Origin of the sequence: Methanobrevibacter thaueri (assembly GCF_003111625.1) — an archaeon.
GTDB lineage: Archaea > Methanobacteriota > Methanobacteria > Methanobacteriales > Methanobacteriaceae > Methanocatella > Methanocatella thaueri.
In genome coordinates, this window is the sequence record NZ_MZGS01000006.1 from 39,881 (window position 1) to 62,141 (window position 22,261).

Genomic DNA, 22,261 nt, shown 5'->3' on the forward strand with positions numbered 1-22,261 from the left:
ATTAAATGTTTAAGTTAATTATTTATATGTGAATAATAGTATTTAAATAATCGTATATGAAATAAAAAACCTATAAATCATGAAATTAAATTAAATAACTTATTTAAATAAAAATAAAGCCCTTAAGATGTTAAAATAAGAGTATCTGATTTTTTTTTACATAATTAATTTTTACATGATTTTAGAATAATGTGTAGTTTTCTATTTTCAGTGATTTTTCACATTATAAAAATTACTTAATGAATCTTTAATTTAATTAAATTCATTCATATATTTGATAGACAGTTAAATGTTCTTTTTGAAGAGTCTTTTTTCATTATTGATTGTTAAATAAAAGAAATAAGTCTTTTGAGGGTCTAAAAATATTCTATTATTTAATCTCATTAAGTTTAATTTAAAAAATGACAATTATATAAAACATTTTTCTTTTTAACAATATTTTAATCAAATTCATTAAAAAATAAAAAAATATTACATATTGTCCAAATATCATATAAATTTTACATAATATTCTTATTCTATACATAACACCTTATAAACTAAATTCAATAATCCGTTCAGGGCTTTGGTTACAACATCCCTTGATAGGATAAACACGATAACGAATGCCATAACAAATACAAAAACCACTAACATCTTATGATGGCCCTTCAAATAAGGTTTTGCAAGTGCCTTGCATATCTTAATGGCATAGGGATGGAACAAATAAACAGTCAATGAGTTTATTCCGAACTGGGTGAGAACTATCTTTTCATTTGTCATGAATCTAGTCAATACCAACACGTTAAGTGTTGAGACAAGAATCAGCAGTCCCCTTACCAATATATCCATTACAAAAGCATTACTGTATGCATGTTTCATTATAATAACATCAAATGGAACTGTCAATGCGATAATGGCTGAAACCAATAAAGATAAGAGTGCAATGATAATTGCAAACCTATTGTTTTCTATTAAAGGAAACTTTTCAGTCAATTTCTGTTTGTAATCGTTATAATAAAATCCAAGCAGGAATATCGGCATGTAGATGAATGTACGTGAAATGCCTAAAATGTTACAGTCAATAAAACCAATAACCAAGGATCCGAAAATCGCTATCAATAAGGGATACTTGAACCTGTCCATTATCGGAAGCGCCAGCTTCATGAAAAACAGAGACATCAAAAACCATAGCATGTATCCCGGATGGATAAACAGAATAGATGTGGGGCTTTCACCCAAATAATAAACCTTGAATATTTCCCAGATAATGCAAAACAGGATATATGGAATGAACAATCTTTTAAAGGCTTTAATAGGTTCGTCAGGACCAATTTTTGAAAAGTAGCCTGCCACAAAGAAAAACACTGGCAAATGGAACAGAAAAACAATTCCTCTGATAAATGCCATGCTGTCAACTTTTCTAAATAAAGTCAAGTGCCCCAACACTATCAGAAAAATTGCCAATCCCTTTAAGTTATCAAACTTATTTATTCTTGTTTTAACAGTTACTTCAGCCATAATTTCCCAATTAATAGAATTATTCTATTAAATACATTTTAATGAGATATTATTTAAGTATTGTTATTAACATGCCATATATCTAAAAAAAGAATATAAATTATATAGGTAATGATTAATTAAATAAATAAAAAAAAGTTAAAAGATTAAATGAAAGTATTTAATCATAAAATTTTCCTAGGAATTCTTTCATTCTTGGGTTGTCTGATGAGAATACTTCATCAGGAGAACCTTCCTCAACAATAACGCCGCCATCCATAAAGATAATTGTATCAGCTACATTACGAGCGAAGGCCATTTCGTGAGTTACAATAACCATTGTCATGTGTTCAGCGGCCAATTCCTTAATTACAGTGAGAATTTCTCCGGTAAGCTCCGGATCCAATGCTGAAGTAGGTTCATCGAAGAACAATATGTCGGGATTCATCGCAAGTGCCCTTGCAATGGACACACGTTGTTGCTGACCCCCAGACAGTTCACAAGGGTAAGCGTCTTCCTTATCTTCCAGACCCATTTTCTTAAGCAAGTCCCTTGCATGTGCAAAGACTTCTGTTTTGTCTCTTTTCTGAACTCTCAATGGTGCGTTTGTAATGTTTTTCATTACTGAATGATGCGGAAACAGGTTGAAGTTTTGGAACACAAGTCCAAAGGTTCCGTCAAATTTGATTTCTCCACTGTCTTCAGTTTCCAAATCAGTAATGCATCTTAATAATGTTGATTTACCTGAACCTGACGGTCCGATAATTGCGAGAACTTCACCTTTTTCAACGCTAAGAGAAATATCCTTTAAAACTACATTATCACCGAAACTCTTCTTGAGATTTTTAATTTCAAGCAAACTCATAATATTTCCCCCTATTCATAATAGTCCATTCTTTTTTCGAGATATTCCATGAAGAACGCAACAATAATGTTGAATAAATAATAGAATATACCTGCTACAAGCAATGCTGCAATGGACGCATCTGCAGCAGCAATCTGTTTTGCAACTGTGAACATTTCAGGTATAGCAATAACAAATGAAAGTGAAGTGTCCTTTACGAGTGTTATAACTTCATTAGTTACAGAAGGAAGAATTACCTTAAACACTTGAGGCATGATGATTATGAAAAATGTTTCTAATTTTGAATAACCAAGAACCTGAGCCGCTTCATATTGACCGCTATTGATTGACTCGATACCACCACGATATATCTCAGCAAAGTACGCAGCGTAGTTTATTGTAAACGCTATAATAACTGCAATGAAACGGTAATCCGCTGATAGACTCATACCGAATACGTAATATGGTGCAAAGAAAACAATAATCAACTGAAGCATTAATGGTGTTCCCCTCATGATTGAGATATAAATCTTCATTAACCATCGGATTGGTCCGAAATTACTCATTCTTCCGCCGGCTACAAGTAAACCGAGAGGAAGAGCGAATAAAAGTGTAAGTAAAAATATCTCAATAGAGGTAACCATACCTCCGAGCAGTTGTGAAATTACATTACTTAAAATCATTTAATAATTCTCCCCTCTTAACTTAAAATGTTTTTACGGTTGGATTAATGCATCTTGAGAAATACCGTATTTTTCAGCGATTTTTGCAACGGTACCATCTTTAAACATTTCGTTTAAGGTGTCTTGTACTTGGTTTTTCAAGTCATCGTTACCTTTTTTGAATCCAATACCGTATTTTTCGGTAGTGATAAATTGATCTAATACTTGGTAATCGTCTGGATTATCTTTGTTTTTGATGTCATATTCTCCAACACCGATATCCATTGCGATAGCATCACATGCACCTGATTCTAAGTCCATGAATGCAGTATTATAATCAGCCACTTCAGTTAAAGTTCCGAAAGTATCAGCTATAGTTTTGTTGTCTCCTTGGAGAGCAGCTAATGCTGATGAATCTTTTTGTGTTTCAACGGTTTTTCCTTTTAAGTCATCGATAGTGTTAATACCAGAATCGGTTTTTACGATGAAAACTTGTTTGTTGTCAAAGTAAGGGTCAGACCAGGTGTAATCATTTTCCCTACCGTCAATGGTAAATCCGTTCCAAATACAGTCGATGGAACCAGAATCGATTTCAGCATCTTTTGCATCCCAATCAATAGGTTGAGGTACAAATGTCCAATTGTTTCTTTCACATACTTCTTTTGCTAAGTCTAAGTCGAAACCAGTGTAGTTTCCACTGTCGTCCTTAAATCCATATGGTGGGAACTCAGCATCAAAACCTACAATGAAAGTGTTTTCATCGTTGGTGGTTGCATTTCCTGAATCATTCCCTCCTAAAAAGTCAAATAAACCAGCGCTTGCAGTACCCATGACTAAGAAAGCCACTAATACTAAAGCTAATATTAAACCTATCTTTTTATTCATTTAAAACACACCAAATAGTTATAACTATATTTAAGTAGAAATAAATTCTACTTACAACTATTTTTATAAATCAAGATATTTATTTATTATTATTTGAACATCTTTTAAAAGAAAAATTAAAATTGTTATATAATAAAGATTGTTAAAATTAGATTACATATTAAAATTTTAAAAAATAATTAATAATATCCAGACAGATTTTTAATAAAAGGAATTCTGCCCAAGATTACAACAATAATCCAAGTAATGAAAAATGTGGACAATGATAATGCAATAATCAATAAGCACACTTGAGTTCCGGTGAAATCAAGGGGTTGTATGTAATAATAAAACATGAAAGTTGGAATTAAATTTATTAAATACATTCCGTAACTGGATCTACTAACAGACAATACAAATTTTGAGATTACATTAGTTTGCAATACTTTTTTAATTGATTTGAATGGAATTGCGTCAGTTTCATAAATATATTTGCACATTAAAAAGAAAGAAGATGCCTGCATTATCTGAAAAATGCTCACATCAAGCCATGAGGATAAAATTGGAGAAGTATTAGCAACATAGTCGTCAGTAATCATCATATAATTAAATTGGTGGCCGAAGACTTTTATAACGGTTGAAACAATAAAAATAACAAGGGCAAGCATGACGATTTTATTTGCACTCATGTTAAAAGTTTTTTTAGATAAATAATATCCTAAAATAAGATATCCTAATGGAGATAGGAACAATGTTAAATAAAGATATTGCTCTATTTTGAAATAATAGGTTATTTGGTAAAATATCGCTGCAAGAACAAATAGTAATATAAAATACCTTAACTCATTCAAGGAAGAATTTTGAACATATTTATTAATTACAGGTAAACTTAAATAAACACCCAAAATCATCCAAAAATACCATCTAAAAGCGAAAATATTCTCAACTTGATTATGAGAGGTATTTAATAACACAACTATTACAAAAGCGGTTAAAATATAATAAAATACAAAAGGAACAACAATACGATTAACCTTCTTTTTAAAAAAATCAACTATGTTAATCTCTCTATTAAGCAATAATGCACCACTGACCATTAAAAAGACAGGAACGCCAAATCTAACAACCTCACAAAATGAGTAAATAAGTACTCCGTTTAATATTTCAGCTGACTGCCATACCATAAACGCATGGATGGTAATGATAGCTAAAATTGAAAAAACTTTTAATAAATCAATATACTCCAATCTATTGGCCATAAATTATTTTATTGAAATGATACTATTTATTTTTTATTAATTTAAAAGGGACATTAATACAATAAATATGCTATTGCATATTAATATCTTTAAAAAAGTAGGTTTCATTTAAATACAAGATAAAATGACTTAAGAATGTCTTTAATATATATACCATAAACAACATACTTTATATCAAGAAATTCGCAATTAACCCTTGAAATTTCAGTTAACCATTAAGAATAGATTAAATGAATATATAGAAGTGAATAAATTGAATTTAAAAGAAAAAATATTATCAAAAAGTGATTCCTATAACTTTTATAAGAATAGTTACAAATCATTATCAAAAAAGAATAAGAAACTTGAAAAAAAGGCAAAAAAACTAGAAAAAAAGAATAAGAAAAAAGAAAAAAAGATAGCAAAATTAAATAAAAATCTACGAAAAAAAGAAAAAGAACTTGATTTTGCACAATCCCAAGCAAACCTGACTTTAAAGGAGAAATTTGACAAAGAGTATACAAGTTTTAGCTACTTCTGCAGACCGGAACAACTTGATTATTACTTAGATGATAACTTTGAGGACAACCTAAAAGAAGTTACACAATATCTAGATCCAGAAGAGAGATATGCCTTTAAATTTCTCTATTTAAGAAGCCTTTTTGTTAATTTTATTAGAAGAGATAATTATTATACTGAAAAAGAAGTTGAATTGCAAAATGAGTTCACTGAATTTAGAAAAAACCACATTGACGGCAATGAAATTGGAGAATTTGAATTTACAGGAGACTACAATTTACATCCCTTCCTGGGTTTTTGTTTAGACGATGCAAGTTTGGAATTTTTAAAAGACAAAGACATTATTGATGCTGGAGCATTCACCGGAGATACATCTTTACCATTATCCAAATTAACCAATGCCAATGTATATGCATTTGAACCATTTGATGAATCTTTTGAAGTGTTAAATCAAAATATAAAAAATAATAACATAACAAACATTATTCCTGTAAAGAAATCACTTGGTAACATTGATGGAATAAGAAGTTTATATCTAAGTGGCAACAAGGTGCAGGGAATTACCAGTGATGCAGATTTCAGAGAATATGACGTTGAGTTCAAAGTTAACGAAACAAAAGTGGACACATTCGTTGAAGAAAATGATTTGAATGTTGGATTTATTATCGTTGACATCGAAGGGGCGGAATTGGATTTATTAGATGGTGCAAAGAATACTATCATGACACAAAAACCAATTTTAACAATAAGCATATATCATAGACTAAAAGATTTTGTTGAAATTATCCCATGGATTGCTAATTTAGATTTAGGATACGAATTTAAGATTTTAAGAGAATCTCCATGGTCATTTATATCCGATACAAGTGTTCTGTGCATACCTAAAGAATACATGAAATAAAATTATATTATTCTATTTATTACATCAAAAACTTTCTTACTAAAAGTTTTTGATTTTTTATTTCCTTTAGGTTTTTTATTTTTTCTTTCATAACTTGAATAATTATTGTAGCTTAACACACGATTATATCCCTTCAGGGCATATTTCTTAAGTGTCTTTTCATCCTTAATGGTGATTTTTTCAAATTCATCTTTTGCCCTTTTAAAGTATTCATCTGATCTTTCGCTTTTAAGATAAACCAATATCTGGGCTATCTTGAAGAATATGAATTCATTTTCAAGCTCCTCATAATGACCATTTTCTTTAAGATACTCCTCAACCATGTCAATCACCTTGAATATATCAAATCCATTGGCTGATGAGTTCAATATTGAATCCGGATTGGACCTGTAATTGTAGAGGAATTCTGGAACAAATGAGAGCGATTCCGCTTCAAGCATAAGCTTTACATGAACCGGAACATCCTCAAAATTCAGTCCAATAGGAAATGAGATGTCCTCAATGAAATCTCTTCTGTATAACTTCAGACAGGCGGAAAATGCCGAATTCATCACATGTCTTTTGACGTCCTTATATGTGAATGTGAAGTTGCCATAGTCAATATCGCCAAAAATCTTGTCTATCTTGAATTCAACACCCCTCTTGTGAACGTTTCGATAGTCATCAACTTTCTGGAACTTGAACAGCACCATGTCCGAAGAGTTTGTAACGATATTTTCATGTAGCTTTTCAAGGGCATCCAATTCTATGTAATCGTCCGAATCAATGAAGTAAACATAATCCCCCTTTGCCTCTTTCAATCCCTGGTTTCGAGATGCGGCAAGGCCCTGATTATGCTGATTAATGATTTTTATCCTTCTATCACTTTCGGCATATTCATTCAATATGTCAAGGGAATTGTCTATTGATCCGTCATTGACGCATATTATTTCAATATCCTTAAAGGTTTGATTGCAGATGCTGTCCAAACACTGGCTCAGATAGTCTTCAACATTATAAACAGGAATTATCACTGATATGCCAACCATAAACATCACTAAAATAACTTGAATCTCTTATTAGGCTTTTCCTTTAATTGCTTTTTTAGCTTTTGGTTTTTTCGAAACTCACTTTCAAACAGTTCATTCAGACTTGTAAGTCTTTTTTGATAATAATCTTCACTGAAAGAGCAGTCCTCATCAATATGGCCATTGTCATTAAGAATCTGAACCAAAGCATCACATGAGGTCGAATAATCTGAAATGTCGGATTTGTATTTGACGTTTGATTTGGACAGCGCACTTCCATCCTCACAGATTGCCCAAATGTCCGCTGATGAGCCAAGATAATCAGACAGCTTGGACGGCAAATATGGATTTATTGGGAAACTGCCCTTTGTGTGCACGTCATTAACGACCAGGACATCAAATTTTGTTGTGGCATTCAGGAATTCCAGATATTCCAAGGGCTTTTTAACCTTAATGTTGTCCTTCACATCAAGTGTTGAAACCAACCTTTTGATTAATTTCCTGTCCTTGATGAATATGTGGAGTCTTATTTTATCCCTATATTTATGGTTGAGTGATTCCAACGCATAGAATAATCCTTCAAAATGACGCTTGCCGTAATAGTCTCCACCAAAATAGGCAATATTAATGTAATCATCATTCAATTTCAATTTTGATTTTTTGATTTGATAGTAATCATCAGGCAATGTGGGATGAGCCATTATTTCACTTTTGGCAAAAACAAGGTCCATGACATCAACGGGAAACTGTTCAAGCATTATCTGCCTTTGATTTTCATTAGTGAAAATGACCTTATCCGCAAAGAGATAAACCAAATATTCAGCAATGAAATAAGCGGATGAATTATGCTCAATTAGCGGGAAATCACCATTCAATCCAGCAATCTCCTTGTTTAGCCTATCTATGTATGCATCATCATCCACAATCATCTGCTTATATGATTTTTCATTGTTTGACAAATCATAAATCAGAGGGTCTGAAAACTCTGCTGTCCAAAAGACTGGCTGGTTTTTGAACTTATACTCGCTAGCCAAAAAATGATTGGACATCAACCATGACCTTGAATAGATGCGATTATAATCCTTATTGATGGCTTTCATTCCCTTTTTTATGAATTTTGATATGCATTCCCACCAGTCAACATTACAAGGCATGTCAATTATGATTTCATCATTTATTAAATCGTGAACATGGTCGTTAAGGTCACTACCTTGCGAATCGTCATTAACATGCAATACGTCAACCATTTTATTATTTTCAATTACCCTTTTGGCAACGGTTATTCCTGAAACGTTATCTGATGGAGGGAACAGAAATGAAATGACTAACTCATCGTAGTGTTCTTTCATAATTAGATATTTTTATTTTAATGTTTAAAAAGTTTTTTTAAGCGATTGATTGATTTAGGTATTTTTTTATCAGTTTTTTTATTTTTTCTTTTGAACTTTTTATTTTTCCTTTTAATATCATATTCATTTATGGATGATTCGAAATCCCTGTAATAATTGAACTTCAAAGCGTTGGAGAAAATCTTTCGGCTTCTTTTGTTGGCCAATTCCCATGTGCCATCGCTTTCATACCTTTCCTTTTTAGATTTAAAATCATCCTGAATTTTTAAAAAGAAGTCCTGCTTCATTTCATCAGGAACTTGGGAAAATCTTAAATAGATATCACGGCATTGGCGGTTGAATAGCTTATGTTTAACTGTGTCGTACTCCCCTGAGCGAATTACAATATCATTTATGATGTTGTATATTGGAATTACGTCAGGGAACTTTTCAAAGTTGGATTGGGTTATTGAGTCGTTGTGGACTCTTCTGAAATAATAATAGTTGTCATCAAAGTAAACCCTTTTGGCTTTAAGGAAAAGCTCGATGAAGAATGGATTGTCCTCAAATATCAGCCCTTCATTGAATTTCATGTCTCCAATCAAATCCCTTCGATATAACTTGCCCGGCGCCGTGACTGAGATTCTAAACAGCAGTTCCTTCACATCACTGTAATTGAATACATTGCCGTTAACATGGCTTTTAAGCAAATCCATTTCAAAATAGGAATATTTTGACTTCTCCCTTGTTTTTGCGTCAAATTCGATTATCTTGAATATCAGCAGGTCAAGATCCTTCGATTCCATTATTTCATATATCTCCTCCAATGCATTTTCCGAAATGTAATCATCTGAATCCAAAAATAGAATATATTCCCCGCTTGCTTCCTTTAAAGCATTGTTACGTGAAGCTGATAGTCCCTGGTTGGTTTGGTTGATTATTTTAACGGGATACTTCTGAAGTATTTCAAGGGAATTGTCGGTTGACCCGTCATTAACGCAAATTATCTCAATATCCTGAAACTTCTGATTCAATACGCTTTCCAAACACTCGTCCAGGTATTCTGAAGTGTTGTAAACAGGTATGATGATGGATATTTTAGTCAATGAAATCACCATTTATCTTAATTTGTCTTTAAAATCATCAATCAGCCTGACGGCCTTTCGGGATTTGAACTCTTCTATCCTTTTGTTCAACTCTTTATTTTTTGATTTCAGCCTATTGTTTTCATTTATTAGCTTTTCATTATTCCTGATTAGGGTTTCTACATCTCCGGATGAATCATGAACTGACTTGTTTGAAATGTAGATCTTGTTTCTCTTGTTCTTGAACTTCACGACGGTATTGTTATGGATGAATTTAAATTCCCTTTTGACGCTAATGGAATTAAATGACTCTGGAGAATTCAATTCATATTTCTTTATGATAAATCTTGTAAACTCATCATATGGTATTGTGAAAGTGAATCTGGAAGAAAGGGCATCGTAATCGACCGGAAATGTAACTTGATAGTATGTGACAAAATTTGTAAGGACCATGCTTTTTGTTTCCTTAAGGGATTTGCAATGGAATCTGAATATCTCATCTTCAAGGGCAATGTCCTCTATAACAATCTCATTGTATGTTTTCTTCTTGACGTCAAGGTAGAGTACATTGTTGATTCCTATTCCAAGGTCAATGTCGTAATTTGCGTATCTTATTGAGTGTCGCTTATAATTTTTTAAAAGAACTTCATAAAAAAATTCACTTGACTTATATGTCACTTTAATTTTTGAATGGTCAAAATCCTTAATTAAATTTAATGGAATGGTAATCTTATTATTATGCAAGGTTAGTGGAAACTCATCATTTTGATGAATCATGGAAACAAGAATTTCATGAGGATAATCTTTTGGAGTTAGGGATAAATTTTCAGTGAACTCCATGAACAGGTTTTCGCCATCATTATAAACATCACTGACAACGGCATTAAATTGCCTGTCGTCCGTATCACAATCAAAACTTACCATCTTAAGGTAATCCTCACCGATATCCAATTCCATTTGAGGATTCATTAAAAACTCATCTTCCAAATGCGCAAACTTCAATAGGGCATTGATGTCATGATTTTCAACCATTCGATATAATATCTTCAAATAGCAGTTCAGATTGTCCCTCAAGTAATCCGGAATTATGTCCAGCATTTCACAAACACCCTCAATCAACTCATCATAATACTTTCCGGAGTAGTTGTTGAGTTTCTTAAGGGAGGTCTTCAGGTCATGCATAAGCCATTTCTCATATATGATGTCGGAAAGCCTGTCATCCAATCCTCTCTCGACCATAAGCGAATGGTAAATCTTTAATACTTTTATGCGGTCAGTGAAGTTTTTGACATCATCCTGCTTTTGAGTGATTGAGGACTTGTTTTTTCTAAGTCTCCAGAAATAGAAGATTTTTTGTGAAAAGCCTATGGACTCGGCGTTAATGTATGCTTCGAATGAGAAGAGCAGATCCTCATAATAGGTGTTCTCATTGATGAATCGAATGTTGAACCTGTCTAAAAATTCCCTTTTGAAAAGCTTGTTACATGTGATGGTGTCCCACAATAAGTTAGGATATTCCTCCAGCCTGAATGATTTTACGCTGCCTTCGAAATCCTTGAATGCCTTCTTAAATAAAATGTTTTCCCATATGTTGAATTCCCCGAACTTCAGGATATTTCCAACAATGAAATCATTGTCATGATTAAAGTCATACAAATTTTCATAAGCCTGAGGAGGCATATAATCGTCGGAATCCATGAAATGGACATATTCCCCCTTGGCAAATTCCAAACCGTAGTTACGTGCTATTCCAGGACCCTCATTTGCCTTATGGTATGCATGGAAATTCTCATACTTATCAGAATACTCGTCTATGATGAATCTGGAACTGTCTGTTGAGCCGTCATCTACCATTATCACTTCAATATCGTCAATCATAGTTTGATTGAGAAGAGAATCAAGCGCTTCCTCAATGTATCCCTCTACATTGAAAACCGGCATAATAACAGAAATCTTAACCATAATTCACCTATTTCCTTATTGCATCATCAATTCTTTTTGAGGCGTTACCGTCCTCGAAACTGCAGAACCTTTCATAGAACTCATCATACTTGTCTGCATACTCTTTCTTTAAATCTTCAATATTCACTATTGCATCAATAACCTCTTCAGTGGTCTTAAGCAATGGCCCCGGAACCTCTGAGTGAATGTCAATGTAGAATCCCCTCAATATGTTTTCGTATTTTTCCAGGTCATATGTGTAGTATAAAATAGGTCTTCTAAGGTTTGCATAGTCAAAGAAAACACTGGAATAGTCTGTAATCAATATGTCGCTGATGAGATATAATTCAGCGATATCGTCATATTTGCAAACGTCATACGCAAATCCCTTATATGGGGAGAGGTCAAGCTTGTCGGCAACGAAGTAATGGGTCCTCACAAGCACGATGTATTCATCACCGATTGCCTTTTGCAGCTTGTCCAATTCAAGCTTTAATGTAAAATGCATTTTACCAGCATCAAAATACTCGTCATCCCTCCATGTAGGAGCATATAATACAATTTTCTTATCTGAAGGTAAATTCAAGTCATCCTTGATCTTTTGAACTTGCTCAGGAGTTGCATTGTAGAGAATGTCATTACGAGGATAACCTGTTTCAAGAATGTCCCCATCATATGCAAAGCAGCTGCGAAGGATTTCTGTGGTGTAATGATTAGGTGATATCAAGTAATCCCATTCCTTGGCCACCTTGATGTAGGATTTCTTGATGTTCGGGTCTCTTGTATGGACATTTCCAATATCCAAACCAAGCTTCTTGAGTGGAGTACCATGCCATGTTGAAATGATTTTCTGAGAATCCCTCTTATGAAGTCTTGAAGCCTGACGGCCGTTGATGACCCAATACTTGGACCTTGCCAGTTCCTTATAATAAGCAAGGGAGAATCTTTTGACCTTCTTTGGGTTTCCAGGGATTTCAACGTTCTTGTCATTGATTACCCATACGTAATCCAGCTCATCGCCATATTTGTTATACATATATTCATAAAGGTATTTAGGGCTGTCTGAGTAAAATTTGCCCAAAAAGCTAGCGAACATGAATTGGTTTTTATTTATAGGCTTTCTATTGTAATACCTGAAGTAGATGAATGTCTTGAATCTCCATCTGCTTTTGAAAACGCGTATGGTCTTCTTGAAATTGACCCTAATCTTGATGAATCTGGTCAATTTCCTAATGTTGTTTTCCTGAAAAGCCTTGATTTCCCTTTTCTGAATAAATGACAAATAGTTCATGTTGAACTCATAGGAAATCTCCTGCATAATCTTAAAAACATGGCCTCTCCAGTTTTCATCATCACTGTATAGGAAATTAGGCCCGAATACCTTGTAGTAATAATCAAAGAATGTGAATGCCATCTCATCCTTCAGCAGTTTATATTTTTCATCATGGGTTTTATCATAGAGAGCATTGACAATTTCCAAGACATCCCTATATGCAGTCGCATAGCTTAGGAACGCATCCCCATGGTCTTCCTGGTTTAGGGAAGTCAGATTGATCGGATCATCCCTGTTTCTTTTCGCATAAACTGCCTCCTCTACACCGACGAAGGTATTTAATCTTGGGAAGATTGAAGTCATGAAGAAATAATCTGAATAGAACCTGTCATTTTCATCAAAAAGAGTGTCTGCTATAATGTCTCTTTTTATCAATGAATGAAGGACAGACAATATTTCCTTTTTATTTGTTTTTGTACCGACCAACTGCCTCATTGAAAATTCCATATCAGACAGTTTGCCTTTTTTCATCGGATATTTGCTTTTTTTGGTGAATCTCTCTTCAAATCTTTCACGTATGAAAGGAGTCGCCATCCTTTCTCCGTTAATGAAATCTGCATGAGTGGCTTTTGCGGTGTTTACCAATTTTTCCAATGCATTCTTATACAGGTAATCATCGCTGTCGATAAAGTAGACATATTCCCCGCCAGCCATTTTCAACCCTTCATTTCTGGCACGGGCTACTCCTAAACGCTCATCAAATGACTTGACAATGATGTTTAAATTGTCATAACTATTGATTAAATCATTTACATTCTCTTTTTCCCCATTCAATACCAGGATGATTTCATAATCATCAATGTTTTGCTCAGATATGCTGTCAAGACAGTCCTTGAGATATCTCTCGACAGTGTCGAATGGAATAATAATGCTTAAAAATGTCATGTTTATCAATTAAAATTTTTCATTTGCCCTTTTGAGATTTTCCACGGATTCCTCCAGTTTTTCCATGATTCCCTCTCTGCGCCTGAACTTGTTAAGCCTATCATGGTCTCTGATTTTTTTAGGAATCTGAAGGAAATTCTTACCGTAAATGTCAATCAGATATTGTCTTGAATCAGCGGGGGCCAAAAATTCATAATGGCCGAACGGAAGCCGGATTAAAGGGAAAACCTGATCGGTTTCCACAACGTCAAACTTGTACACGGAAAATTTCCTTAGGTTGTTTCTGGAATCCTCCACACCTGGAATCATATGGGTGTCCCTTTCAAGAGTGCAGTTGAACTTTTCATAGAACTCATAAACTGTCTCTTCCAAATCATGGTCATCAGGATTGTGGTAATATTCCTTTGAAAATATCATATAATCATTTTCCAAGTCCCTGCCATCGTAATCCTTGAGATATTCATATGGATAAATGTCAAGTCCGATGAACTTGCCGTTATATCCAGGATAGTAGTAAGAGATTTGATACCATCTGACTGACTTGTCGTTATGCTTATCTATTTTTAAGGCGGCCTTGACTTCTGGAAGGTCACACCTGTCAAGCTCATCCTGTATTATGTCTATGAACCTGATATAATCAGCTCTCATCATTCCAACATCCAAATCGTCATCCCATGGAATCAATCCCTCATGACGGTAAGCTCCAAGCAAGGTCCCATAATCCATCCAGTATTCAATGCCGTGCTTTTTGCAAACATTATCAAAAAACAGCATGAACTCATAGCATAAATCCTGCATTAATGTCAAATATTTATTTGGCTGGAGATCATGGAAAGCATAGATGTTATTCAAATAATCTTGGTGAGTATTAACAAGCCTTTGAACCTTATTGAATTCTCTACGTGTTACAAAGTCATCTTTAGATACTCCCAATCCATTATATATTTTTCTTTTAATCTTATCCTTAACCACTTTAAACACCCATGAAAATTTTTATTTATTCATTTAATTATTTATTAAATAAGTTATATAAAAGTTAGGGTTAAATTAAGTTTTTAAGGAATTAATTAAAAAAATAAGCAATTTAAAATAATTTAGGGAATATAATCAAAATTCTCATTAACTTTGATCAATTCATCTTTCGCTTCAGTTAGCCTTTCCATGATATTCGGATATTTCTTATATCTGGTCAGACGGCCATGGTCCTTGCTGGACCTTCCGATTTCCATATAGTTCTTGCCGTATATCTCGCTTAAATAGTTGTCTGTGTTGTTTGGAACCAAAAAGTCATATTTGCCGAACTTGATTCTTTTTAAAGGCTGCAGATCCTCAGTTTTTAGGATCTTGAAGACAGAACCTGTTCTGAAACGGCCCCCGTCAACGCCCGCAATGAAGTGGTCTGTCCTGGACAAGCTAAGGTTCAAATGACCGCAGCTTGAATCGATTGCATCCTTCAGGTGGTCAATCTCCCCGTCCCATGTCTTGAAGAATTCAGGGCGCAGCTTATGGAACCTTGGTATATAGTCATCATCAAAGTCGGTTATATAGTCATATGGAAAAACGTCAATGCCAACATATTTTCCGTTGAAATCCGGATATTTGCAGTTGATTTGATACCATCTTATTGAACCTACGTCCCATGAGGGCTCCTTGAACCATGCGGCAACATTCTTCATGCCGCTTTTTTCAAGTTCGGATGGAAAAACCTCTAAAAATCTGTAATAATCCTCTCTCAACATTCCGACATCCAAATCGTCATCCCATGGGATGAACCCTTCATGTCTGACCGCACCGAGCAATGTTCCAAAATCAAGCCAATATTCCAAATCGTATTTTGTGCAGATATTGTCGAAATATTTCAAAAGCTCATAGGAGATTGTTCTCATGAGTTCCATATAAGGAGTAAATTCCAGCTCATGGAAAACGAAAATGTTGTTTAAATAATCATGCTGCCTATCCACCAACTGTTGAAGTTCATTGAATTCCTTCTTAGTTGGATACGAATTCTTCTTTGAGCTTTTCTTCTTAAATCTGTTAAACATGAGTATCACACTATTCAAAATTTTCATTGGCTTTTTCTAAAATCCTGATATGTCTCTTCAATATATCTTCATTCATTTTGAGCCGGTTCAGCTTGCTTGAATCATGAAGTTTGGATATTTTTCTGATATAGTTTTCACCATTCATCTGCTTTAGATAATCATTCGGATGAGACGGAATGCTGAATGAATAGTCTCCTAATTGTATTTCATTAATCGGAAATACATTATTCCGTTCTGTTTTCCGATTCTGTGGGGATTTAACAACGTTTCCATCTATATCATCATATGCGGAAATTGCAACACAGAGCAGTTGGGCACCGATTTGAGAACACATCAATGATATCTCCAATGCATTCAGGTCATATTCAAGGTCACTCATGCCCGTCTGGCCGATTTCCAATTGAATTGCATCGTTTATCTTATCCAAATCAGACTTCATGACAGCAACACTAATCTCTTCGCTGAAGGCCATCAGCTGTCCATTTCTTACCGCATTTAGAAGAGTGTCATCATCAATCCAATAGATGATTCCATGCTTACGACACACATTATCAAAGAAAGATAACAGTTCATATGATAAATTCAGCATATCCCTTAAAATGGGAGTCGGTTCCAGGTTATAGAACATGTGGACATTATCAATGTGATACTGATGAGCATTTATAAGTCTTTTTAGCTTTTTAAATTCCTTTCTGGAAATAAACTCCTCATCTGAAATTATTTCCTCATTCTCATTATTGCCGAATCTATCAAAAATCATAATTATCATTAATCTTTTTTAAGTCCTCGCAGGACCTTTTCAAAATCTCTTCAATGTTTTCAATTCCTCTTAAACGTGCCAATCTTGTCTGCTTAGGCTTCTTTTTAGGAATCTTGATGAACCTTTTGCCATATATGTCCCTGGCATATGATAATGAATCGTTTGGTGAGGGAAACTCATACTTTCCGAACCTTGATTTTTGAAGCGGGAACAATCCCTCACTTTCAAGTATCTTGAACGAGTGCATTTTGCTTTTTCCCCTGATTCCCTCAACACCTGCAATGTAATATTCGCTTTCATCAAATGTGAGACTTAACTCCCCATACATCTCATCAATGTCAATGCTATTGAGGTTTTCCCTTATCTGAGTGTATCTTTCCTCAAAACCATCCATAGGCTCGCCATCTATATAGTCATATGGAAATACATTAATGCTCATGAGGCATTCACCTATTTCATCGATTTGATAGATAAGCTTTATCCAATTTCCGGACTTGTCAAAGTGAATGTTTTCAAACTTGCCGATTTGGGTATCCAATATTTCAATCAGCTCAAGATAGTCCCTTCTCATCATTCCAACATCCAGATCGTCATCCCATGGAATGAAATCGTCATGCCTGACAGACCCCAAAAGGGTTCCATAATCCATCCAGTAGGTCAAATCATACTCCTCACAAAGCTCATCAAAGAAGCGCAGCAACTCATAGGATAAATCCCTGACACTTTCCAGAAACGGTGTTGGCCTTAACTTATAAAAAACGTAAAGATTGTTTATGTAATCCTGGTGAACATCAACAACGCTCTGTAGCTTTTCGAAATCCTTACGAGGTATCAAATCGTCCTTGCTTATCTTATCGTTGGATTTGTCAAAAAACATTCATTTCACCTACTGCAATAAACTGTAAAATTCATCTACTGCAACATCATTGTACTTTTCAAAATCAGAATTGCAGCATAAAACATTTCCGTCGACAAAATCATGCATTCCCTTAAGGATTCCTTCCTGTGAATTTTCAACCAGTTGTCCTGCATAATGGCCCATCGCACGAGTGGATGCTATATCCGTTGATATTATTGGAACGCATAACGTATCCGCTTCCATCAACACCATTGGCCATCCCTCATGATAGGAAGAGAGTATGAACAAGTCACATTCCTTTAAAATAGGCATTGGGTTTGAAATGTTGTTTATCAACGTTATATTGTCTCCGTATTCAACCGAATCGACTAATTCACAGGTCTTTTCATATTCTACTCCATATCCTCCAATGATGATTAGTTGGGCATCAGGGAAATCACTGCAGAACTCATTGAATGCAAGTATCAATCTTTCATGACCCTTTTCAGGTGAAAATCTGCCTATCGTGATGAACTTAATTGAGTCTTTTGCCAAAACACATTCAATCTCATTATTGTAGACAATGGTGTTTTCATCCAAATGAACCTCCTCATTTGACCGTTTCAAGATTGATTCGTAGTCGTTCAGGTTATGGATGACACGAACGTTGTCCTTGCGGCCGCTTATCGATTTGGTCGGTTCCACCAGACTTGGAGACACCACACAAACGTTATCGGCTTGAGAATAAGCCTCTCTTAAAACGTTTGGATTTTGATTGTGCTTGGCTTTCATTTCAGATACCATATCATTGTGAACCCAAACGCCGCTTTTAAAGTCGCTTGAGGTAAACATTAGAGTTTCGTCATGGTTATATCCATCAAAGTCAATCACCATGTCCCATTTGACACTGCCGAACTGCTTGTCGAAGGACCTTTTGAAAAGATTGCGCAGCTCACTCGGACAGTCCATCCTATCGTTTGACAGATAAAACTTATTGTAGGCCAGCTTCTCCTTGACTGTTGGGATTAAATTAAATCTGATTGGCAGGACCTCCACATCATCAGGAATGATCTTGAAGATTTCCTCATGATTTTGAAGGATATTTTCCTCCCATTGCTTGAATGTTATGAAAAAGTTGTATTTTGTCCTGTCAACATTGTTAAGTAAGTTAAACAATGCTGAAGCTATTCCGAACTTATACAATGCCCCTGCAAATATCAGGATGTTCGGATTGTCATTTTCAATCTCCTCTTCAACACAGACATGCTCATTTAAAAATATGTGTCTGCATATCCTTTCTGCCGCATCCACATTGTCGAATTGGCAAAACTTGTTGAGGAAATTATCTGACTTGTAATTGATTGGCGAATTCATCTCCTCCACCAATCCATCAACATTGCGAACCTTTGGAAAAGGAATATGCTTCAATGGTACATAAAAACCACGATATGACATATATTCCTCTTCATCATAGTTGAACAGTATAATCTTTCTTTTGGTGTTTGCAAAATCATAGAATACGCTTGAATAGTCAGTAATCAATACATCAGCCATATTCAAAACATCATATATCTCATAGCCCTGTGGAAATGGCCTTACATTAGTGAACTTATCGAAATCTATTTGGGATTCGTTCAGGACATGCAATTTGACATACAATATCTGATTATCCTTTAGCCGCAAATCCAATTGGGACAATATTTCTTCAACTTCATTTTTTTGCCCCTCATCATCACGGTCCATAAATATTCCCCTGAATGTGGGCATATAAACGAATATTTCCTTATCCTCCAATCCCAATTTATCCTTTAGCCAGGATTCCTTTAAAAATACGCTGTTTCTTGGATATCCTTCCATCAGGATTTTTCCAGGAAAAATCTTTTCTATCATGTATGCATTGAGCATCTTTTCCTTCATGTAATGATTCGGATAAAGCAGATAATCGCTTGAAAGAAGTGGATGCTGAACATTGCCCAAACGATGCTCCTCGGCAACATTGTCCTTTCCCATCGCCTTCAATGGGGTTCCGTGCCATGTGTTGACAAATATCTGGCCTTCCCTTTTCACATACTTCGGCCGGATTCCCGAATCGGTGAATATGTACTTGGCCTTTTCAAGGGTTTTTGTTGCAAGGGCTTCCTTTGTAATGATTTTGTCAATTTTTAAATTATAGTTTCTCTTGAAGGCTTTAATCCTGTCGACAACCTGTGGCTTTGCGTGAACATGAATCTTAAGGTCGCCGTATTTGCCTGTTGAAAGCTCCTCAACTATCCTGAAAATGTTTCCCGTGAAATCCAGACCGTCACGGGATTCTAAATAAACGAGTTTCTCATCTAAATCCTTATTATAATATTCCTTGTAAATCATTGAATTTACAGCACACTCTTTAAGATTAAGCAATTTAGATTTAAAACCCATAACAATCACAAAAAATAAATATTGATGGAATTAATATCCATCATCGATAACTAATGAATCAACACCATGATATGGCTTATTGAACAATGTTCCATTATAATTGGTGTGAATGGTGTAGTTTCCATTCTCAAACGCTGACAATTGAACTGATGCCTGACCGTTAGCGTCAGTTACCACATCATAATTGTCTGCCCATCCGGAATCGTCTAGAATCTTTATGTGAACCTTTTCATCCGGATAAACGTTTCTGTATTCATCCTTCAGGACAATAACCACCGAATCACCATTCATCAAGGTCGAATTGCTGATTACCTCAACTTTGGTATTGTGTGAATTTGACTGAATGAACACAAAAGCGCCAATTACAATGATTAGAATCAATATAATCGGAACAACCAGTGTCTTTGCATTTACCATTCCCATCACCTAATCGTTGTGAACTAATAATACATCTACATCTGCTGTTTTCAAGACTTTTTCAGTTACGCTGCCGAGGATAAACCTGTGAAGTCCGCTTTTACCTGAGGATGAGATTACAATCAGGTCAACGCCTTCCTCAGATGCCACTTTATTGATTGTTTCTGCCGCAAAACCTGTCCTTACCATAGGTGTAACGTTCAAGTCATCGTCAAATTCGGCAACCATATTCTTTACCGCTTCCTCAGCTTCCCTTTTCATTCTTTCATTTACTTTTCTAACTTTTTTACGACTTTGAAATGCGCTAGATGTTAATTTACCAGCAACGGATAGGATAATGATTTCACCATCATCATCAATTAAATTAGTAACTCTTTTCACTTCCTGAGTCGCATATGTTGAACCATCTGTTGGTAATAAAATCTTTTTATACATAACTGCACCTAATTTATATGTAATAAAATATTTGTTGCTATTAGTTAATAATCTTATCCTATTCAAGTTAATTTTAATCGATTGAACAATATTCGAAAAATTATAATTAATGTGTAATACCAATATCATATTATGACACGACAAGAGAAAATTGTGAAGACAAGCATAATAGGCATTGTTGTCAACCTCATACTGGTTGCATTCAAGGCAGTGGTAGGTATTGCCACCAATTCCATTGCAATCACCCTGGATGCAGTAAACAACTTAACTGATGCATTGTCATCAATCATTACAATCATTGGGGCAAAGCTTGCAGGCAAGGCTCCTGACAAGGACCACCCTTACGGTTACGGGCGTATTGAATATTTCTCATCAGTAATCATTGCAGCCATAGTATTGTGGGCGGGCATCACCGCACTGATGGAATCCTGGCCGAAAATATTCAATCCGGACGTTACAAACTATACGACCGTTTCCCTCATAATCGTTGCGGTTGCCGTTGTCGTCAAGTTCGTTTTAGGCCAATACGTCAAGCGTGTCGGCGAGGACATCAACTCACAGGCGCTTGTCGCTTCAGGAAGCGATGCGTTTTTCGATGCGATACTGTCCTTATCAACACTTGTTGCGGCGATAATCTCAATATTCTTCCACATATCACTTGAGGGAATACTTGGAGTGATAATCTCAATAGTGATCATCAAGGCAAGTATCGACATGCTTAGGGAAACCCTGGACAGCATGATCGGCGCAAGGGTCGATTCTGAACTCTCCCAGAAAATCAAGGCATCAATCCGTGAAGTTCCTGGAGTTTACGGAGCATATGACTTGAGCCTGCACAATTACGGACCTGAGGAAATGCAGGGGTCAGTGCATATTGAGGTGGATGACGATTTAAGCGCATTGGACATCCACAAGCTGTCAAGACAGATTGCGCTAAAGATATATGAGGAATTCTCAATAGCCCTGACAATCGGAATATATGCCCATAACAACGGACACTCCGAAATACGTGACGACCTGTATGAAATAGCCTCAAAATATGATGAAGTTCTTGAGATACATGCATTCATGGTTTATGAGGCCGAAAAGCTGGTCACATTCGACATAATCGTTGACTTTGATGCTGACCGTGAGGCGGTCAAGGGCAAAATCCTAAAGGAAATCAAGGACAAACATCCGGAATTCAATTATGCAATGATTGACGATTTTGACGTAAGTGATTAATTATATACTATGAAAAACAGATATTGTATCAAGGTGATTAA

19 protein-coding genes are annotated in these 22,261 nt (G+C 35.1%); 2 read left to right on the forward strand and 17 right to left on the reverse strand.

Annotated elements, in window-relative coordinates; genetic code table 11:
• Window positions 1–513: 513 nt before the first annotated feature.
• The 5 genes from MBBTH_RS00300 to MBBTH_RS00320 all read right to left on the reverse strand — a co-directional run bounded on the left by MBBTH_RS00300 (window position 514) and on the right by MBBTH_RS00320 (window position 5,108).
• Window positions 514–1,500: an acyltransferase family protein gene (locus tag MBBTH_RS00300; protein WP_116591055.1), complete on the reverse strand. Its 987-nt coding sequence runs from the start codon at window positions 1,498–1,500 to the stop codon at window positions 514–516.
• A 160-nt stretch (window positions 1,501–1,660) separates the two neighbouring features.
• Window positions 1,661–2,344, reverse strand: coding sequence for an amino acid ABC transporter ATP-binding protein (locus tag MBBTH_RS00305; protein WP_116591056.1), 684 nt, complete (start codon window positions 2,342–2,344; stop codon window positions 1,661–1,663).
• Window positions 2,345–2,355: 11 nt separating this feature from the next.
• A complete protein-coding gene (locus MBBTH_RS00310; protein WP_116591057.1) occupies window positions 2,356–3,006 on the reverse strand; it encodes an amino acid ABC transporter permease in 651 nt (216 codons plus the stop codon).
• Between the two features lie 33 nt (window positions 3,007–3,039).
• Complete coding sequence (locus MBBTH_RS00315; RefSeq protein ID WP_116591058.1) at window positions 3,040–3,870, reverse strand: amino acid ABC transporter substrate-binding protein; 831 nt, start codon at window positions 3,868–3,870, stop codon at window positions 3,040–3,042.
• Window positions 3,871–4,049: 179 nt separating this feature from the next.
• Entirely contained in the window at window positions 4,050–5,108 is a 1,059-nt protein-coding gene (locus tag MBBTH_RS00320) for an acyltransferase (protein WP_116591059.1), read from the reverse strand.
• Between the two features lie 253 nt (window positions 5,109–5,361).
• Between MBBTH_RS00320 and MBBTH_RS00325 the strand changes: the two genes are divergently transcribed.
• Window positions 5,362–6,507: an FkbM family methyltransferase gene (locus MBBTH_RS00325; RefSeq protein ID WP_243409591.1), complete on the forward strand. Its 1,146-nt coding sequence runs from the start codon at window positions 5,362–5,364 to the stop codon at window positions 6,505–6,507.
• Between the two features lie 2 nt (window positions 6,508–6,509).
• Here MBBTH_RS00325 and MBBTH_RS00330 read toward each other — a convergent pair whose 3' ends face one another.
• The 12 genes from MBBTH_RS00330 to MBBTH_RS00385 all read right to left on the reverse strand — a co-directional run bounded on the left by MBBTH_RS00330 (window position 6,510) and on the right by MBBTH_RS00385 (window position 20,996).
• The gene (locus tag MBBTH_RS00330) at window positions 6,510–7,535 is read right to left on the reverse strand and encodes a glycosyltransferase family 2 protein (RefSeq protein WP_165813988.1); all 1,026 of its coding nucleotides are present in this window, start codon (window positions 7,533–7,535) and stop codon (window positions 6,510–6,512) included.
• A gap of 8 nt (window positions 7,536–7,543) precedes the next feature.
• Window positions 7,544–8,863 (reverse strand): glycosyltransferase family protein, encoded by a 1,320-nt coding sequence (locus MBBTH_RS00335; RefSeq protein ID WP_116591061.1) that lies wholly within the window; start codon window positions 8,861–8,863, stop codon window positions 7,544–7,546.
• Between the two features lie 17 nt (window positions 8,864–8,880).
• Complete coding sequence (locus tag MBBTH_RS00340) at window positions 8,881–9,948, reverse strand: glycosyltransferase family 2 protein (protein ID WP_165813989.1); 1,068 nt, start codon at window positions 9,946–9,948, stop codon at window positions 8,881–8,883.
• A gap of 12 nt (window positions 9,949–9,960) precedes the next feature.
• Window positions 9,961–11,889 carry a glycosyltransferase family 2 protein gene (locus MBBTH_RS00345; RefSeq protein ID WP_116591063.1) on the reverse strand — a complete coding sequence of 643 codons (1,929 nt, stop codon included), beginning with the start codon at window positions 11,887–11,889 and terminating at the stop codon, window positions 9,961–9,963.
• 7 nt (window positions 11,890–11,896) lie between these two features.
• Window positions 11,897–14,086 (reverse strand): bifunctional glycosyltransferase/CDP-glycerol:glycerophosphate glycerophosphotransferase, encoded by a 2,190-nt coding sequence (locus MBBTH_RS00350; protein WP_133241915.1) that lies wholly within the window; start codon window positions 14,084–14,086, stop codon window positions 11,897–11,899.
• 9 nt (window positions 14,087–14,095) lie between these two features.
• On the reverse strand, window positions 14,096–15,058 hold the full coding sequence (locus MBBTH_RS00355; RefSeq protein ID WP_116591065.1) for a LicD family protein: 963 nt from the start codon (window positions 15,056–15,058) through the stop codon (window positions 14,096–14,098).
• 122 nt (window positions 15,059–15,180) lie between these two features.
• Window positions 15,181–16,128, reverse strand: coding sequence for a LicD family protein (locus MBBTH_RS00360; RefSeq protein ID WP_116591066.1), 948 nt, complete (start codon window positions 16,126–16,128; stop codon window positions 15,181–15,183).
• A gap of 10 nt (window positions 16,129–16,138) precedes the next feature.
• Window positions 16,139–16,888, reverse strand: a complete 750-nt coding sequence (locus tag MBBTH_RS00365; RefSeq protein ID WP_116591067.1) for a hypothetical protein — start codon at window positions 16,886–16,888, stop codon at window positions 16,139–16,141.
• On the reverse strand, window positions 16,878–17,765 hold the full coding sequence (locus MBBTH_RS00370; protein WP_116591068.1) for a LicD family protein: 888 nt from the start codon (window positions 17,763–17,765) through the stop codon (window positions 16,878–16,880). Before MBBTH_RS00370 ends, MBBTH_RS00365 begins: the two co-directional genes overlap by 11 nt.
• 9 nt (window positions 17,766–17,774) lie before the next feature.
• Entirely contained in the window at window positions 17,775–20,144 is a 2,370-nt protein-coding gene (locus MBBTH_RS00375; protein WP_116591069.1) for a CDP-glycerol glycerophosphotransferase family protein, read from the reverse strand.
• Window positions 20,145–20,174: 30 nt separating this feature from the next.
• Window positions 20,175–20,561, reverse strand: a complete 387-nt coding sequence (locus MBBTH_RS00380) for a hypothetical protein (protein ID WP_116591070.1) — start codon at window positions 20,559–20,561, stop codon at window positions 20,175–20,177.
• Between the two features lie 9 nt (window positions 20,562–20,570).
• Window positions 20,571–20,996: a universal stress protein gene (locus MBBTH_RS00385; RefSeq protein ID WP_116591071.1), complete on the reverse strand. Its 426-nt coding sequence runs from the start codon at window positions 20,994–20,996 to the stop codon at window positions 20,571–20,573.
• A gap of 132 nt (window positions 20,997–21,128) precedes the next feature.
• On the opposite strand from MBBTH_RS00385, the gene MBBTH_RS00390 reads away from it, so the two are divergent.
• Window positions 21,129–22,220 (forward strand): cation diffusion facilitator family transporter, encoded by a 1,092-nt coding sequence (locus MBBTH_RS00390; RefSeq protein WP_116591072.1) that lies wholly within the window; start codon window positions 21,129–21,131, stop codon window positions 22,218–22,220.
• The last annotated feature ends 41 nt before the right edge of the window (window positions 22,221–22,261 follow it).

Bases quoted from the DNA above. Each gene is read 5' to 3' on its own strand.
- MBBTH_RS00300 (WP_116591055.1), bottom strand. From the start codon at position 1,500: ATGGCTGAAGTAACTGTTAAAACAAGAATAAATAAGTTTGATAACTTA.
- MBBTH_RS00305 (WP_116591056.1), bottom strand. From the start codon at position 2,344: ATGAGTTTGCTTGAAATTAAAAATCTCAAGAAGAGTTTCGGTGATAAT.
- MBBTH_RS00310 (WP_116591057.1), bottom strand. From the start codon at position 3,006: ATGATTTTAAGTAATGTAATTTCACAACTGCTCGGAGGTATGGTTACC.
- MBBTH_RS00315 (WP_116591058.1), bottom strand. From the start codon at position 3,870: ATGAATAAAAAGATAGGTTTAATATTAGCTTTAGTATTAGTGGCTTTC.
- MBBTH_RS00320 (WP_116591059.1), bottom strand. From the start codon at position 5,108: ATGGCCAATAGATTGGAGTATATTGATTTATTAAAAGTTTTTTCAATT.
- MBBTH_RS00330 (WP_165813988.1), bottom strand. From the start codon at position 7,535: ATGGTTGGCATATCAGTGATAATTCCTGTTTATAATGTTGAAGACTAT.
- MBBTH_RS00335 (WP_116591061.1), bottom strand. From the start codon at position 8,863: ATGAAAGAACACTACGATGAGTTAGTCATTTCATTTCTGTTCCCTCCA.
- MBBTH_RS00345 (WP_116591063.1), bottom strand. From the start codon at position 11,889: ATGGTTAAGATTTCTGTTATTATGCCGGTTTTCAATGTAGAGGGATAC.
- MBBTH_RS00350 (WP_133241915.1), bottom strand. From the start codon at position 14,086: ATGACATTTTTAAGCATTATTATTCCATTCGACACTGTCGAGAGATAT.
- MBBTH_RS00360 (WP_116591066.1), bottom strand. From the start codon at position 16,128: ATGTTTAACAGATTTAAGAAGAAAAGCTCAAAGAAGAATTCGTATCCA.
- MBBTH_RS00365 (WP_116591067.1), bottom strand. From the start codon at position 16,888: ATGATTTTTGATAGATTCGGCAATAATGAGAATGAGGAAATAATTTCA.
- MBBTH_RS00370 (WP_116591068.1), bottom strand. From the start codon at position 17,765: ATGTTTTTTGACAAATCCAACGATAAGATAAGCAAGGACGATTTGATA.
- MBBTH_RS00375 (WP_116591069.1), bottom strand. From the start codon at position 20,144: ATGGGTTTTAAATCTAAATTGCTTAATCTTAAAGAGTGTGCTGTAAAT.
- MBBTH_RS00380 (WP_116591070.1), bottom strand. From the start codon at position 20,561: ATGGTAAATGCAAAGACACTGGTTGTTCCGATTATATTGATTCTAATC.
- MBBTH_RS00385 (WP_116591071.1), bottom strand. From the start codon at position 20,996: ATGTATAAAAAGATTTTATTACCAACAGATGGTTCAACATATGCGACT.
- MBBTH_RS00390 (WP_116591072.1), top strand. From the start codon at position 21,129: ATGACACGACAAGAGAAAATTGTGAAGACAAGCATAATAGGCATTGTT.